This window comes from Streptomyces sp. NBC_01216 (assembly GCF_035994945.1).
Lineage (GTDB): Bacteria > Actinomycetota > Actinomycetes > Streptomycetales > Streptomycetaceae > Streptomyces.
The window spans coordinates 1,672,275-1,685,089 of the sequence record NZ_CP108677.1; the positions used below are offsets into that span (position 1 = coordinate 1,672,275).

Sequence of the window (12,815 nt, forward strand, 5' to 3'; positions counted from 1 at the left end):
TGCCGAGGCGGACTCCGCCGGGTGGTTCAGAAATCGAAGCCGAGTTGGCCCCCGTATTCCCTTGCGACCGCCTCGGCGGAGACACGGACCTTCTTGAGGTGCCGCCACCGGGGCAGTGCGTCGAGGTACGACCAGGAGAGGCGGTGATACCGGGTGGGTCCCCGCTCCTCCAGAGCCGCCTTGTGCACCGGCGAAGGGTAGCCCGCGTTGGCCCCGAAGGCGTAGGCGGAGCATTCCGCCTCGGCCTCCAGTCCGGCCATCAACGCGTCGCGCCGCACCTTGGCGAGGACGGACGCCGCGGCGACGGCGACACAGGACTGATCGCCCTTGATCACCGTACGGACCTTCCAGGGGCTTCCCAGGTAGTCGTGCTTGCCGTCGAGGATCACCGCGTCCGGACGCACCGGCAGGCCCTCCAGCGCGCGCACCGCGGCCAGCCGCAGCGCCGCGGTCATGCCGAGCGCGTCGATCTCCTCGGGCGAGGCGTCCCCGAGTGCGTAGGCGGTGACCCACTTCTCGAGCTCCTCGGCCAGGGCGGTACGACGTCTGGGCGTGATCAGTTTGGAGTCCGTGAGCCCCGCGGGGGGCCGACGCAGTCCGGTGACGGCCGCGCACACCGTGACGGGTCCGGCCCACGCGCCGCGACCGACCTCGTCGACCCCGGCGACGATCCTGGCGCCGGTGGTGGCTCGGAGCGACCGCTCGACGGTGTGGGTGGGTGGTTCGTACGGCATGGCGCCAGCAAGGGTACGCCGAGGGGCCCCGCCAGCGATACCCGGATTCCCCCTCCGATGCCGGGCGAACCCCTCACGAGCGCCGTACGCGGCCCGCGCGGGTGGCCGCCGTGCTCACCAGCGGCACCGCGGCATCGTCGATCACGGCAACGATCTCGATCTCCACCCTTCGCTGCCGCACATTCTCGAACGGTGCGTCATCAGCGCCGAAATGACGTCGAGTACAGCCGAGTCCACAGGTCACCGGTGCGACGGCCCCACACTCGGCCGCTCCAGAGACACCGCTCCACAACGCTCCGGAAGCACCGGACGGAGGGCTCGGTCACTCCGCTGAAGCCCAGCTCCTGAAGCAGTCGGCGGCCAGTCGGCAGCCTCGCTGTCGCATTCGTGAACGACCACGCGGGGCGAAGCACAGCCCGGAGCCCTTCGCGTCCCGAACCCGTCTGCACAGCTCGCAGAGGTCGTCGCGCAGCGGACGGGCGGTGGGCCGGCCTGGCCCTCCTGGTAGCGGCCCGGGGTACGGCGATGGCACGGCGAACCACCGGACCGCGGACCCGCTCCTCTCATCACGAGGAGTGGGAGCGGGGAAGTCCGCCGGGTGGCCACCTGGCGGACGCGGCCCCCTCCGGGTCCTCGACGGAGCGGGGGCGCGGGCCCCCGGCGAGGAGGCCCGTCAGGAAGCGCCGAACGGGTCGTCCTGCCCAGAGGGCAGGAAGTCCTCCCGTGGGACCGCTCCGACGCAGGTGCCGGGATTCGGGTCGATCCCTCGAGCGGCCAGGATCGCGCGGGCCCTGGCCTCCGACCGGCTCGTGGCGTACCGATGGCCGTCGTCCTCACGGAGCCGGGCCTCGATCTCCTTGAGGGCGCAGGAGCGCTGCGGCTCGGGCAACTCGTCCAAGGCGGGGACCGCGTCGGCCGAGAGCCCCTGGAGGTACCGTAGATCGATCTTGCCAAGACGGTCGTAGCGTTCCACGTTGCGCTCGGCGACCAGCGCGTCCGGCGAGACCAGCCCGAAGACCAGGACGGCCAGCGCGGCGCTGACAGCCAGGGCGCGTGACAGGAGACGTGCCCCGAACACTCCCGCGACCATGATCAGCAGGAGCACCAGGCCCAGCCACATCTCCATCGCGGCGACCGACACGCGCAGCCGGGTCAGGCCGTACGCGTCGACGTAGAGGTCCATCCTGCGCAGGGCGGACGCGACGACGACGAGGGTCGGCACACAGAACGTTCCGAGCACGGCACGGACGAGGCTGACGTCACGCCTGCCGGAGTGGGGCGCCCAGCGCAGGGCGAAGGCGATCACGACGAGGGTGAGCAGAGTAGCCGTGAGGAGCTGCCAGAAGCCCTGCCGCGCGTACTGGGCGTAGGTCAGCCCGGTTTCGCTGAGGACCTTGTCGTACCCGCCGAAGAGCGCGGCGAGCTGGACCGCGTTGAAGGCCGCGAAGAGCAGGTTCATGACGAGCAGAGGAAGGGCCCATTCCAGCCTCCCACGTGCCCGTCCGGGCGCGATGACCGTGCGGTCCCAGCGCAGCGGGGCGGCGGCGGTACGGGCGACCGCGACGGCGCCGCCGATGCCGAGCAGGAAGAACGACAGCCTCCAGGGTGCCTGGACCGGCGAGGCGTCCGGGATCATGGAGCCGAGCAGGTCCGCGAAGGCCGCGTCGGCTCCGGCGAACAGGGCGCCGAAGACGACCAGCAGGACGAGCGCCACACCGGTCGTCCGCAGAACCGGTCCCCATCGGCCGCGGGAGGCCCCGGCCCGGTCCCGCACGCCGCGCCAGACCCAGGACGTTCCGGCACCGAGGGAGTCGACCAGACCGACGGGCCCGAACAGGATGCTCGGCCAGCCCCCGCCTCCGTGAAGGGCGAACGAGGTCAGGACGAGAGCGGAGACGAGGGCGAGGAAGGTCGGCCGGCCGGCGTCGTTCAGGGCGGGTACGGCGAGGAGCGCCAGTCCGCCGACGGCCCAGACGAGCGTCCAGGGGCGAAGCCGGCGTCCCGACGCACGCGCGGCGAACGAGGCGGCGAGGATCGCGGGCACGGCCACGATCAGCACGTTCGGTCCGGGGCCCTCGTCGAGGAGCAGCGCGCTGAGGAGGCCGGTGGCCAGGACGCCCCAGAGGGTCGAGGCCGTCACCGGGGAAGGATCGGCGGGGCGCAGGGCTGCGAACCGGCCGAGACTCGGAGGTGGAGGCGTCCGCGGCGGCTGCGCAACCGCCCCTCCGGGGCCGTGCGCTACGGGTCCACCGGAAGGGGTGGCACCCGCCCGCTGGCGCGGAGGCCCGGCCTGTCCGACGGACGTGGCCACCGGGACCGTACCGGGTGCCGGACCCGCGCCGGTCTCCGACGCCTTGGCGGACCTGGCGCCGGTTTCCCGACCCGCCCCCGACGTGGGGGCCGGAACGTCCGCCGGCCCCGGCCCGTGCTCCCGCGCATGGCCCTGTTCCGGTACCGGTGTGGTCCCGGCAGGACCGCGGTCCTCCGGCGGCGGTGGTGCTGCGGACGGTGTGTCGGACACGGGGCCCCCTCCCGGCCCGGTCCCGGCAGGACCATGGCGACGGAAGGCTGCGGTCCGGGCGTCTCGTCGGCGCGCCTCTCATGATCAGCGCTACGAAGTGGCCGACTCCAAACGCCGGTCCGGCTCCCTGGCCGGGGCCGGACGGCGCTGTGGCGGGACCGTGACACTGCGCCCCGATCGAACACGGCACTCGCGAGTCGAGTCGTCCCGAAAGGCCCGGACGGTTCAGGAAGAGGTACCGGCCAAAAGCCAGTCCGGGAGGGCCTCGGTCTGTTCCGACCAGGTGGCGGGAGGTGCGCCGATGCCCGCGGCGGCGGCGACCACACCGCCCGCGATCGCACACGTGGTGTCCACGTCGCCGCCCACCTGCACGGTCGTCCAGAAGACCCGCTCGAAGTCGTCGAGCCCGCGCGCGGCCGACCACAGTGCGAACGGCACGGTGTCGTGCGCGCTCGTGCGCCGGCCGCTGCCCAGGACGGCGGCCACCGTGCCCGCGTCCCCGTAGTCGAGCATGTCACGCGCGCGGCGCAGGCCCGCGCCGACGGCGCTGCGGGGCACCAGGGCGATCACTCCGTCGAGCAGCTCCGTGGGGCTCGGCGGACCGGCCGGGTTCGCGGCCAGCGCCGCCGCGGCGGCCACGGCCATGGCCCCGACGACGGCCTCGCGGTGCTGATGGGTGGTGTAGGCGGAGATCTCGGCCTGGTGCGTCGCCTGCTCCGGGTCGTCCGCGTACCAGGCGCCGAGCGGGGCGATACGCATGGCCGCGCCGTTGCCCCACGAGCCCTGGCCGTTGAACAGGGCCGCGGCCAGCTCGCGCCAGTCGCCGCCCTCCCGGATGAGGCGGAGCATCCGGTTCACCGCGGGGCCGTAGCCCCGGTCGAAGTCGTGTCGCTCGGCGAACGACTGAGCGAGCGCGTCCTGGTCGATCCGGTCGTGCCGTGCCAGCACGGCCAGGACGGAACAGGCCATCTCGGTGTCGTCGGTCCACTGCCAGGGACCGCCCGGCAGCTCGCGTCGTTTGAGCAGCGGATAGTTGACGGGGACGAAGAACTGGGAGCCCAGGGCGTCCCCCACGGCCAGTCCACGGAGGCTGGCGAGGGCGCGGTCGAAGCGCCGGTCGGGAGAGGAGTCAGCGGTCATCGCCCTGCCACTCTATCCGGTGTGGCCGTACGGTTCCGGGGCACGCCAGCGTTCGAACTGCCGGTCAAGCCGATATCGGCCGTCCTCGCCGAGCAGCAGTGTCCTCGTCTCGCCGTTGCCCGGATTGGACAGGGACTCGAAGTCGGCCACCGTCCAGTGGAACCACCGCATGCAGAACAGCCGCATCGTCAGCCCGTGCGTGACCAGCAGCACGTTCGGCGGGTGGTCGGGGGCCTCGAAGCTCCGGTAGAGGCTCTCCAGGAACGCGCCGACCCGGTCGTACACGTCGGCGCCCGACTCGCCCTGGGCGAAGCGGTAGAAGAAGTGCCCGTAAGCGTCCCGGTACGCCTTCTGGAGCCTGACGTCGTCCCGGTCCTGCCAGTTTCCCCAGTCCTGCTCCCGCAGCCTCGGTTCCTCCCTCACCCGCACGTGCTCCGGGTCGAGGCGGAAGGCGCGGAAGGTGTCATGGGTGCGGCGGTACGGCGAGACGTAGGCGCTGACGCCCTCCCCGCCGAAGAGGTCCCGCAGCCGCCGTCCCGTCTCCTCCGCCTGCCGCCATCCGGTCTCGGTCAGTCTGAGCGCGTGGTCGGGCTCCCGTTCGTACACCGTGTCATCGGCGTTGCCTTCCGATTCTCCGTGCCGAACGAGAACGATGCGCCGCGGTCGTGCCATGCGTCGACCCTAGGCTGCGCGGTGCCGATCCGCCCGGATCGGAGCGCCGCGGGTGTGGACGTGCCCTGGGCGCGAACGCGCGCGGCTCGCCCGGGCCTGCCACGCGGGGGCGCGGCCGGCCGGGGCCGACGTTCCCCGCCGCCCGCGCACACCACGCGCACCGTCCCCCGCCCGCACCTCCCACCGGCTCGGAACCACACGCGCCGCCCGCCGTCACGCCCCGTAGCCCGGTACCACCCCCGAGCCCCGTGGGCCGTCGCGCACCGTCCCGCCGAGAGCCGGTCGTCCGCCCCGGCGGTTTCCGGCATGGGCGCACCGTCCCGGAGGGTCACACCGTCCAGGACGGTTCGAGCTGCACCACGTCCCCGCTCAACGACGCCACGTCGGCGTCCGTCTGGGCCCGGAGCCCCAGCCTCTCGATGCGCTCCACCCGGTACTTGCCGTGCTCGGCGGCGGACCGCCACATCGACAGCACCAGGAACTCATGGCCCGGGGCCTCACCGAACACCCCGCGTAGCATCCCGGGAGACCCGGCCATCGCCGGGTTCCACACCTTCTCCTGCATCAGCGCGAAGTGCTCGGCGCGCTCCTCGTGGACCCGGCAGTGCGCGACCCGTGCCACGTCGGCGTCAGTGAACCTCGGTTCGAAGCCGGTCTTCACGTCGAAGCGGTAGTCGAAGAGCCTGGCCTGGGCGTTCTTGAAGGTGCCCGCCTGCGACGCGGCGAGCCGGTCGTGCGACCGCGCCATGAAGGAGTCGTAGAAGGCACGACTCTCCCAGAAGGCGAACACATGGGCGACTCCGGGCCGCGCGCGGCTCCACCCGCCGCCCTGTCCCCGGAATCCCGGCTCACCCAGCAGCCCCGCCCATTTCCGCTGTCCCCGCTCGAACCCCCGACGGTCCACCACGGTGCAGCGAATCCACTTGACCAGCACCGCGCCATCGTACGGGGCCGGGGCGGGCCGCCGTCAGACTACGGCGGAGTGCACGCGGACGAGACCGGCCGCCTCTTCGGCGTCCACCTCGATGCCGAAGACGTCGGAGAGCGTCCGCACCAACTCCGCCGGGCCCACCTTCCGTTCGTCACCGGACCCGTCCGTCCGCACCACGGTGAGCAGATTCCGGACCAGTGACCGGCGGACTCCCGTTCCGGGACGCTGCGCCACCACCTTGCCGACGAACGGCGACCGCGGGTGACCGGAGCTGTAGTGGTTCATCACGGTGAAGTCAGGAGGATAGAGGGTCTGCGGCGCGAAGGCGTAGAGATCCGTCCAGCCTTCGGGGCGCAGCGCGCGCAGCACGTGGATGCCCTCGTCCTCGACGCCGATCGCGAAGGTCCACCCGCCCTGTTCGGCCCTGGCGCCGTCGCGCAGCGGGATCGGTTCGAGCAGACCCTGCTGTCCGAATCCGGTGTCCACGAGCCACGGCTCGCCGTCCACCGTCACGACCAGGATCGCGTGGGTCACGGGCAGCAGCGCGATGCCTCGCGTGCGGTTGCGGGCGCCCCGTCCGGTGACCGGGAATCCGATCCGTTCCAGGACGGCGGCGAAGAGGGAGTTCTGCTCGTAGCAGTAGCCGCCCCGGCGGCGGTCGACGAGCTTGGCCTGCAGGCTCCTCACATCGAGCGGTACCTCCCGCCCGAGGGCCACATCGAGGTTCTCGAAGGGGATCGCCGCCACGTGGGCCCGGTGCAGCGCGCGCAACACGTCGGCCGTCGGGCCGAGGTCCCCTTCGTAGTCGATCCGCTCCAGATAGGCGTCGAGGTCCAGCTCGTCACCGCTCCACATATGGTCCCCCCTCAAGTCCGTTCGATCAGCACCTTATTCGTCGTGACCGTGCTGCACACCAACCGGCCTTTCGACCTGCGGGGGCGGGCAGCGAGCTGTTCGTCCATCCCTTGGTGTCGCTCTACTTCGCCTTCGAGCTCCAGGGCCTCGCCCGGCGTTGCCTGTATCCCGACCCTGTCGAGGGCACCCGCCCGGGGCGGCGGGTCGGCGGCGCCGTCGCGGAGGTCCGGGACGAGGTCGCACGACAGCGTCCGCCGCGGCGACACCCGCACTGAGCACGCATGGCACCATGAGCAAGCTGCCCAGGACCAAGGGCAGTTGACTGGACGGCGGCACACGCGTCGCACACGAGAGAGGGGATTCACGGTGAGCGGTCTCAACAAGGGGGTCGGCAAGGTCGAGGTGACGCTCAAGTGGGACCCCAGCCCGATCGGCGCTCCGCCGCATGACCTGGACCTCGTCGCCGGGGTCTACACGGCGGATGACCCGCACGGAGCGCCGGACTACCTGGTCCACTTCGACAGCCGTTCGCCCGACGGCACGATCACCCTGACGCGGGACAGCCGTACGGGACAGGGCTTCGGCTACGACGAGGCGATGGTCCTGGAGCTGGAGCGGCTCGCACCTCGCTACGTGCGCGTGGTGGTGGGGGTGGCCATACAGCAGGGCGACGGGCGCCTGACGTTCGGGGAGGTGGCCCATACCGGGGTCCGGGTACGCGAGGGGTACACGGAACTGGCGGCACACGGCTTCGACGACGTGCCCGGCGCGACGGCGGCCACCGTCATGGAGTTCACCCGCAACGGGGCGGACGGCTGGTCGTACCGTTCGATCCGGCGCGGCTTCGACGCGGACCCGCGGACCTTCGCGACGGTGATGGGCTCCCGCCCCGCCTGAGCACGAAGCCGGGAGGGGCCGCCGGGTTCGGCGGCCCCTCCCTTTCGACGAGCACGCTTCGGGTTCGGCTACGTCGGGTGTCGCGTCCGACGCAATTCCGCCCGGTATCAGCTGCAGCCGCTGGTGGAGCCGCAGCCCTCGCAGATATAGCAGGAGCCCGCGCGCTGCATCTTCGTGCCGCAGGAGAAGCAGAGCGGCGCGTCCGCGCTGATGCCCAGCTGCATCTCGACGAGTTCCGCCGAGGTGTGCGCCTGCTTCGCCGCCGGGATCTCGGCGACCTGGGAGACGGCCTTCAGGGGCTCCGTCTGGCGGGGGGCGGACTGGGCCAGACCCTCGACATCCAGGTCGACGTCCTCGACGCTCTGCTCGTACGAGCCCGTCTCCAGGTGACGCTGACGCTCCTCGGCGGAGTGGATGCCGAGCGCGGAGCGGGTCTCGAAGGGGAGGAAGTCCAGCGCCAGGCGGCGGAAGATGTAGTCGACGATCGACTGCGCCATCCGCACGTCCGGGTCGTCCGTCATGCCGGCCGGCTCGAAGCGCATGTTGGTGAACTTCGAGACGTAGGTCTCCAGCGGGACGCCGTACTGGAGGCCCACCGAGACGGCGATGGAGAAGGCGTCCATCATGCCCGCGAGGGTCGAGCCCTGCTTCGACATCTTCAGGAAGACCTCGCCGAGACCGTCGTCCGGGTAGGAGTTGGCGGTCATGTAGCCCTCGGCGCCGCCGACCGTGAAGGAGGTGGTGATCCCCGGGCGGCCCTTGGGCAGGCGCTTGCGGACCGGGCGGTACTCCACGACCTTCTCGACGGCCTCGCGGATCGTCGCCTCGGTCTTCGCGGTGACCTCGGTCTTCTCCTCCTCCTTCTTCTTGGCGGAGAGAGGCTGGCCGACCTTGCAGTTGTCGCGGTAGATCGCGAGCGCCTTGACGCCCATCTTCCACGCCTCGAAGTAGACCTCCTCGACGTCCTCGACCGTGGCCGACTCCGGCAGGTTCACGGTCTTGGAGAGGGCGCCGGAGATCCAGGGCTGGATCGCGGCCATCATGCGCACGTGGCCCATCGCGGAGATGGAACGCTCGCCCATGGCGCAGTCGAAGACCTCGTAGTGCTCGGTCTTCAGGCCCGGGGCGTCGATCACGTTGCCGTGCTCGGCGATGTGGGCGACGATCGCCTCGATCTGCTCCTCCTGGTAGCCCAGGCGGCGCAGGGCCTGCGGGACGGTGCCGTTGACGATCTGCATCGAGCCGCCGCCGACCAGCTTCTTGAACTTGACCAGGGCCAGGTCGGGCTCGAGGCCGGTGGTGTCGCAGGACATCGCCAGACCGATGGTGCCGGTCGGGGCGATGACCGACGCCTGGGCGTTGCGGAAGCCGTTCTTCGCGCCGAGACGGATCACGTCCTGCCATGCCTCCGTGGCGGCGGCCCAGACCGGCGAGTCGAGGTCGTCCATGCGGACGGCCACGGTGTTGGCGTCGGCGTGCTGCTTCATGACGCGCTGGTGCGGCTCGGCGTTGCGGGCGTAGCCGTCGTACGGGCCGACGACCGCGGCGAGCTCGGCGGAACGCCGGTAGGAGGTTCCGGTCATCAGCGAGGTGATGGCGCCGGCGAGCGCACGGCCGCCGTCGGAGTCGTACGCGTGGCCCGTCGCCATCAGCAGGGCGCCGAGGTTGGCGTAGCCGATGCCGAGCTGGCGGAAGGCGCGGGTGTTCTCACCGATCTTCTGGGTGGGGAAGTCGGCGAAGCAGATGGAGATGTCCATCGCGGTGATGACGAGCTCGACGACCTTGGAGAAGCGCTCGGACTCGAACGACTGGCTGCCCTTGCCGTCGTCCTTGAGGAACTTCATCAGGTTCAGCGACGCGAGGTTGCAGGACGTGTTGTCCAGGTGCATGTACTCGCTGCAGGGGTTCGAGCCGTTGATCCGGCCGGACTCCGGGCAGGTGTGCCAGCGGTTGATCGTGTCGTCGTACTGGATGCCCGGGTCCGCGCAGGCCCAGGCGGCCTCGGCCATCTTGCGGAACAGCGACCTGGCCTCGACCTCCTCGATGACCTCGCCGGTCATGCGGGAGGTGAGGCCGAACTTCCCGGCGGACTCGACGGCCTTCATGAAGGTGTCGTTCACACGGACGGAGTTGTTGGCGTTCTGGTACTGGACGGACGTGATGTCGTCGCCGCCCAGGTCCATGTCGAAGCCCGCGTCGCGCAGGGCGCGGATCTTCTCCTCCTCCTTGACCTTGGTCTCGATGAAGTCCTCGATGTCGGGGTGGTCGACGTCGAGGATGACCATCTTGGCCGCCCGGCGGGTCGCGCCGCCCGACTTGATCGTCCCGGCGGAGGCGTCGGCACCGCGCATGAAGGAGACCGGGCCGGAGGCGTTGCCGCCGGAGGAGAGAAGCTCCTTGGAGGAGCGGATCCGGGAGAGGTTCAGACCGGCGCCGGAGCCGCCCTTGAAGATCATGCCCTCTTCCTTGTACCAGTCGAGGATCGACTCCATGGAGTCGTCGACGGACAGGATGAAGCAGGCGGAGACCTGCTGGGGCTGCGGCGTGCCGACGTTGAACCACACCGGGGAGTTGAAGCTGAAGATCTGGTGCAGGAGGGCGTAGGCCAGCTCGTGCTCGAAGATCTCGGCGTCGGCGGGCGAGGCGAAGTAGCCGTGCTCCTCGCCGGCCTTGGTGTACGTCTTCACGATCCGGTCGATCAGCTGCTTCAGGCCGGTCTCGCGCTGCGGGGTGCCGACGGCCCCGCGGAAGTACTTGCTGGTGACGATGTTGACCGCGTTCACCGACCAGAAGTCGGGGAACTCGACGCCACGCTGCTCGAAGTTGACCGAGCCGTCGCGCCAGTTGGTCATGACGACGTCACGACGCTCCCAGACCACCTCGTCGTACGGATGCACTCCGGGGGTGGTGTGGATGCGCTCGATGCGCAGGCCCTTGGCCGTCTTGGTCCCCTTGGCGCGGGAACCTCGTGCCGGACCGCTCGCCGTCTCTGTCATGCCGCCTCCCATATACGGGCAAAACACCCTTTGGCGCCCCGTTACTCCCGGGGCACCATCTTCTGTACTGCTGTTGGTACTGCTGCCACGAACGCCGCACAGGTCGCCCGGGGCACGTCTTGGGGTGGCCGCGGGGCGGCCGGTCCGCCGGGGCGCGTGCGGGCCCCGGCGCCGCCGGTCAGTCGGCGGCAGCGGCGGGAACGGGGACCGCGGGGGTCGCACCGCTCCCGCGGTTGTCGGCGGGAGGCCGCTCGCGGAGTTCCGCGATGGCGGCCTCGAAGTCTTCGAGGCTGTCGAACGCCTTGTACACGGACGCGAAGCGCAGGTAGGCGACGAGGTCGAGTTCCTGCAGCGGACCGAGGATGGCCAGGCCCACGTCGTGAGTGGTCAGCTCGGCGCTCCCGGTGGCGCGCACCGCCTCCTCGACCCGCTGGCCGAGCTGGGCGAGGGCGTCCTCGGTGACCGGCCTCCCCTGGCACGCCTTGCGGACGCCGGAGATGACCTTGGTACGACTGAAGGGTTCCGTCACGCCGGACCGCTTGACGACCATCAGGGACGCGGTCTCCACCGTCGTGAAACGGCGGGAGCAGTCGGGGCACTGACGACGGCGGCGGATCGACGTCCCGTCGTCGGTGGTGCGACTGTCGACGACACGGCTGTCGGGGTGCCTGCAGAAGGGGCAGTGCATGGTGTTCCGACCCTCCCTCACTGCACGACCGAATAGCCTCGCCAGGTCCGTCAAGACCCTTCGAAGCGACCACCAGCATAGGCGATGCGAACAGCGCCGGCCGACCGGGTACCACTAGTCCTGGGTGGTGGATGCAATCCAACCACTAGATCTTGGGTCAGGCCGCATTCTCGGCACCTCGCGCGTGTCGCCGCCCGCACCGCACGGAGCGGGGTGCGGGCGACCGGCCACGAGGGCACGGGAAGGGCGCGGCTCCGCCGATCCGACCCCCTCCGCTGCCACACTGACAGGACACCCTGGACCGACACCTCCGAGCCGCGGCCGGTACGTTCGCCCCCCATCCCGGCACCGCCCCCGAGGCCCACCCATACACCCACTCGGTCGCACAGGTAGGGCAATCTGCGATTTTTCACTCGAACGTGTGTTTGGCGCAACCTTTCGAAAGCCACTACCGTTGTGCCAGCGAGGGAGACCATTCGAGAGGGGCCGCCGACGTGACCACCACCGCAGACAGTGCCACCATCACTGCCCAGGACCGCTCCCAGGGCCGACTCGAGCCGGTGCATGCCATGAACGAGACAGTCATGAACACGGACGGGGAGCCCGGCCGACCCGCGCGCTCACTGCCCGGCCGACCTCCGGGCATCAGGGCGGACAGCTCCGGTCTCACCGACCGGCAACGCCGGGTCATCGAGGTCATCCGGGACTCGGTCCAGCGGCGCGGCTACCCGCCGTCGATGCGTGAGATCGGCCAGGCGGTGGGCCTCTCCAGCACCTCCTCGGTCGCCCACCAGCTGATGGCCCTGGAGCGCAAGGGGTTCCTGCGTCGCGACCCGCATCGCCCCCGGGCGTACGAGGTCCGGGGCTCGGACCAGCCCAGCAACCAGCCGGCGGACACCACGGGCAAGCCCGCGGCCTCCTACGTACCCCTGGTGGGCCGGATCGCCGCAGGCGGCCCGATCCTCGCGGAGGAGTCCGTCGAGGACGTCTTCCCGCTGCCCCGGCAGCTGGTCGGCGACGGCGAGCTGTTCGTGCTGAAGGTGGTCGGCGACTCGATGATCGAGGCCGCGATCTGCGACGGCGACTGGGTCACCGTGCGCCGTCAGCCCGTGGCGGAGAACGGGGACATCGTGGCGGCCATGCTCGACGGCGAAGCCACGGTGAAGCGTTTCAAGCGCGAGGACGGCCATGTCTGGCTGCTCCCCCACAACGCCGCCTACCAGCCGATCCCCGGCGACGAGGCCACCATCCTCGGCAAGGTCGTGGCGGTCCTCCGACGGGTGTGACTTCACCTCGTCGACCCTGACGGCCCCGGGACCCACTGCGCCGGTCCCGGGGCCCCGCCGTCTCTACGGAAGGGCCCCGGAAGGGCATCGACCGC

At 70.9% G+C, this 12,815-nt stretch carries 11 protein-coding genes; 3 read left to right on the top strand and 8 right to left on the bottom strand.

Translation table 11 applies throughout. The annotated features are described in order from the left end of the window. Nucleotides 1–26: 26 nt before the first annotated feature. The 6 genes from OG393_RS07005 to OG393_RS07030 form a co-directional block, all read right to left on the bottom strand. Nucleotides 27–734 carry a ribonuclease HII gene (locus tag OG393_RS07005; RefSeq protein ID WP_327373763.1) on the bottom strand — a complete coding sequence of 236 codons (708 nt, stop codon included), beginning with the start codon at nucleotides 732–734 and terminating at the stop codon, nucleotides 27–29. Nucleotides 735–1,407: 673 nt separating this feature from the next. Continuing rightward, nucleotides 1,408–3,255 (bottom strand): DUF4153 domain-containing protein, encoded by a 1,848-nt coding sequence (locus OG393_RS07010; protein WP_327373765.1) that lies wholly within the window; start codon nucleotides 3,253–3,255, stop codon nucleotides 1,408–1,410. Between the two features lie 225 nt (nucleotides 3,256–3,480). Then, entirely contained in the window at nucleotides 3,481–4,395 is a 915-nt protein-coding gene (locus tag OG393_RS07015) for an ADP-ribosylglycohydrolase family protein (RefSeq protein ID WP_327373766.1), read from the bottom strand. Between the two features lie 12 nt (nucleotides 4,396–4,407). Continuing rightward, nucleotides 4,408–5,067, bottom strand: coding sequence for a histidine phosphatase family protein (locus tag OG393_RS07020; RefSeq protein WP_327373767.1), 660 nt, complete (start codon nucleotides 5,065–5,067; stop codon nucleotides 4,408–4,410). A gap of 328 nt (nucleotides 5,068–5,395) precedes the next feature. Then, nucleotides 5,396–6,001 carry a YdbC family protein gene (locus OG393_RS07025; protein WP_327373768.1) on the bottom strand — a complete coding sequence of 202 codons (606 nt, stop codon included), beginning with the start codon at nucleotides 5,999–6,001 and terminating at the stop codon, nucleotides 5,396–5,398. Between the two features lie 33 nt (nucleotides 6,002–6,034). After that, entirely contained in the window at nucleotides 6,035–6,868 is an 834-nt protein-coding gene (locus OG393_RS07030) for an arylamine N-acetyltransferase family protein (RefSeq protein WP_327373769.1), read from the bottom strand. A gap of 98 nt (nucleotides 6,869–6,966) precedes the next feature. Here OG393_RS07030 and OG393_RS07035 point away from each other — a divergent pair, with 98 nt between their 5' ends. Both OG393_RS07035 and OG393_RS07040 read left to right on the top strand, forming a co-directional pair. Further along, a complete protein-coding gene (locus OG393_RS07035; protein ID WP_327373770.1) occupies nucleotides 6,967–7,128 on the top strand; it encodes a hypothetical protein in 162 nt (53 codons plus the stop codon). Nucleotides 7,129–7,219: 91 nt separating this feature from the next. After that, entirely contained in the window at nucleotides 7,220–7,750 is a 531-nt protein-coding gene (locus tag OG393_RS07040; protein ID WP_327373771.1) for a TerD family protein, read from the top strand. A gap of 107 nt (nucleotides 7,751–7,857) precedes the next feature. Here OG393_RS07040 and OG393_RS07045 read toward each other — a convergent pair whose 3' ends face one another. Then, on the bottom strand, nucleotides 7,858–10,746 hold the full coding sequence (locus OG393_RS07045) for a vitamin B12-dependent ribonucleotide reductase (protein WP_327373772.1): 2,889 nt from the start codon (nucleotides 10,744–10,746) through the stop codon (nucleotides 7,858–7,860). Nucleotides 10,747–10,924: 178 nt separating this feature from the next. Then, on the bottom strand, nucleotides 10,925–11,434 hold the full coding sequence (gene nrdR / locus OG393_RS07050; protein WP_327373773.1) for a transcriptional regulator NrdR: 510 nt from the start codon (nucleotides 11,432–11,434) through the stop codon (nucleotides 10,925–10,927). Between the two features lie 494 nt (nucleotides 11,435–11,928). Here nrdR and lexA point away from each other — a divergent pair, with 494 nt between their 5' ends. Further along, a complete protein-coding gene (gene lexA, locus OG393_RS07055; protein ID WP_327373774.1) occupies nucleotides 11,929–12,720 on the top strand; it encodes a transcriptional repressor LexA in 792 nt (263 codons plus the stop codon). Nucleotides 12,721–12,815: the final 95 nt, after the last annotated feature.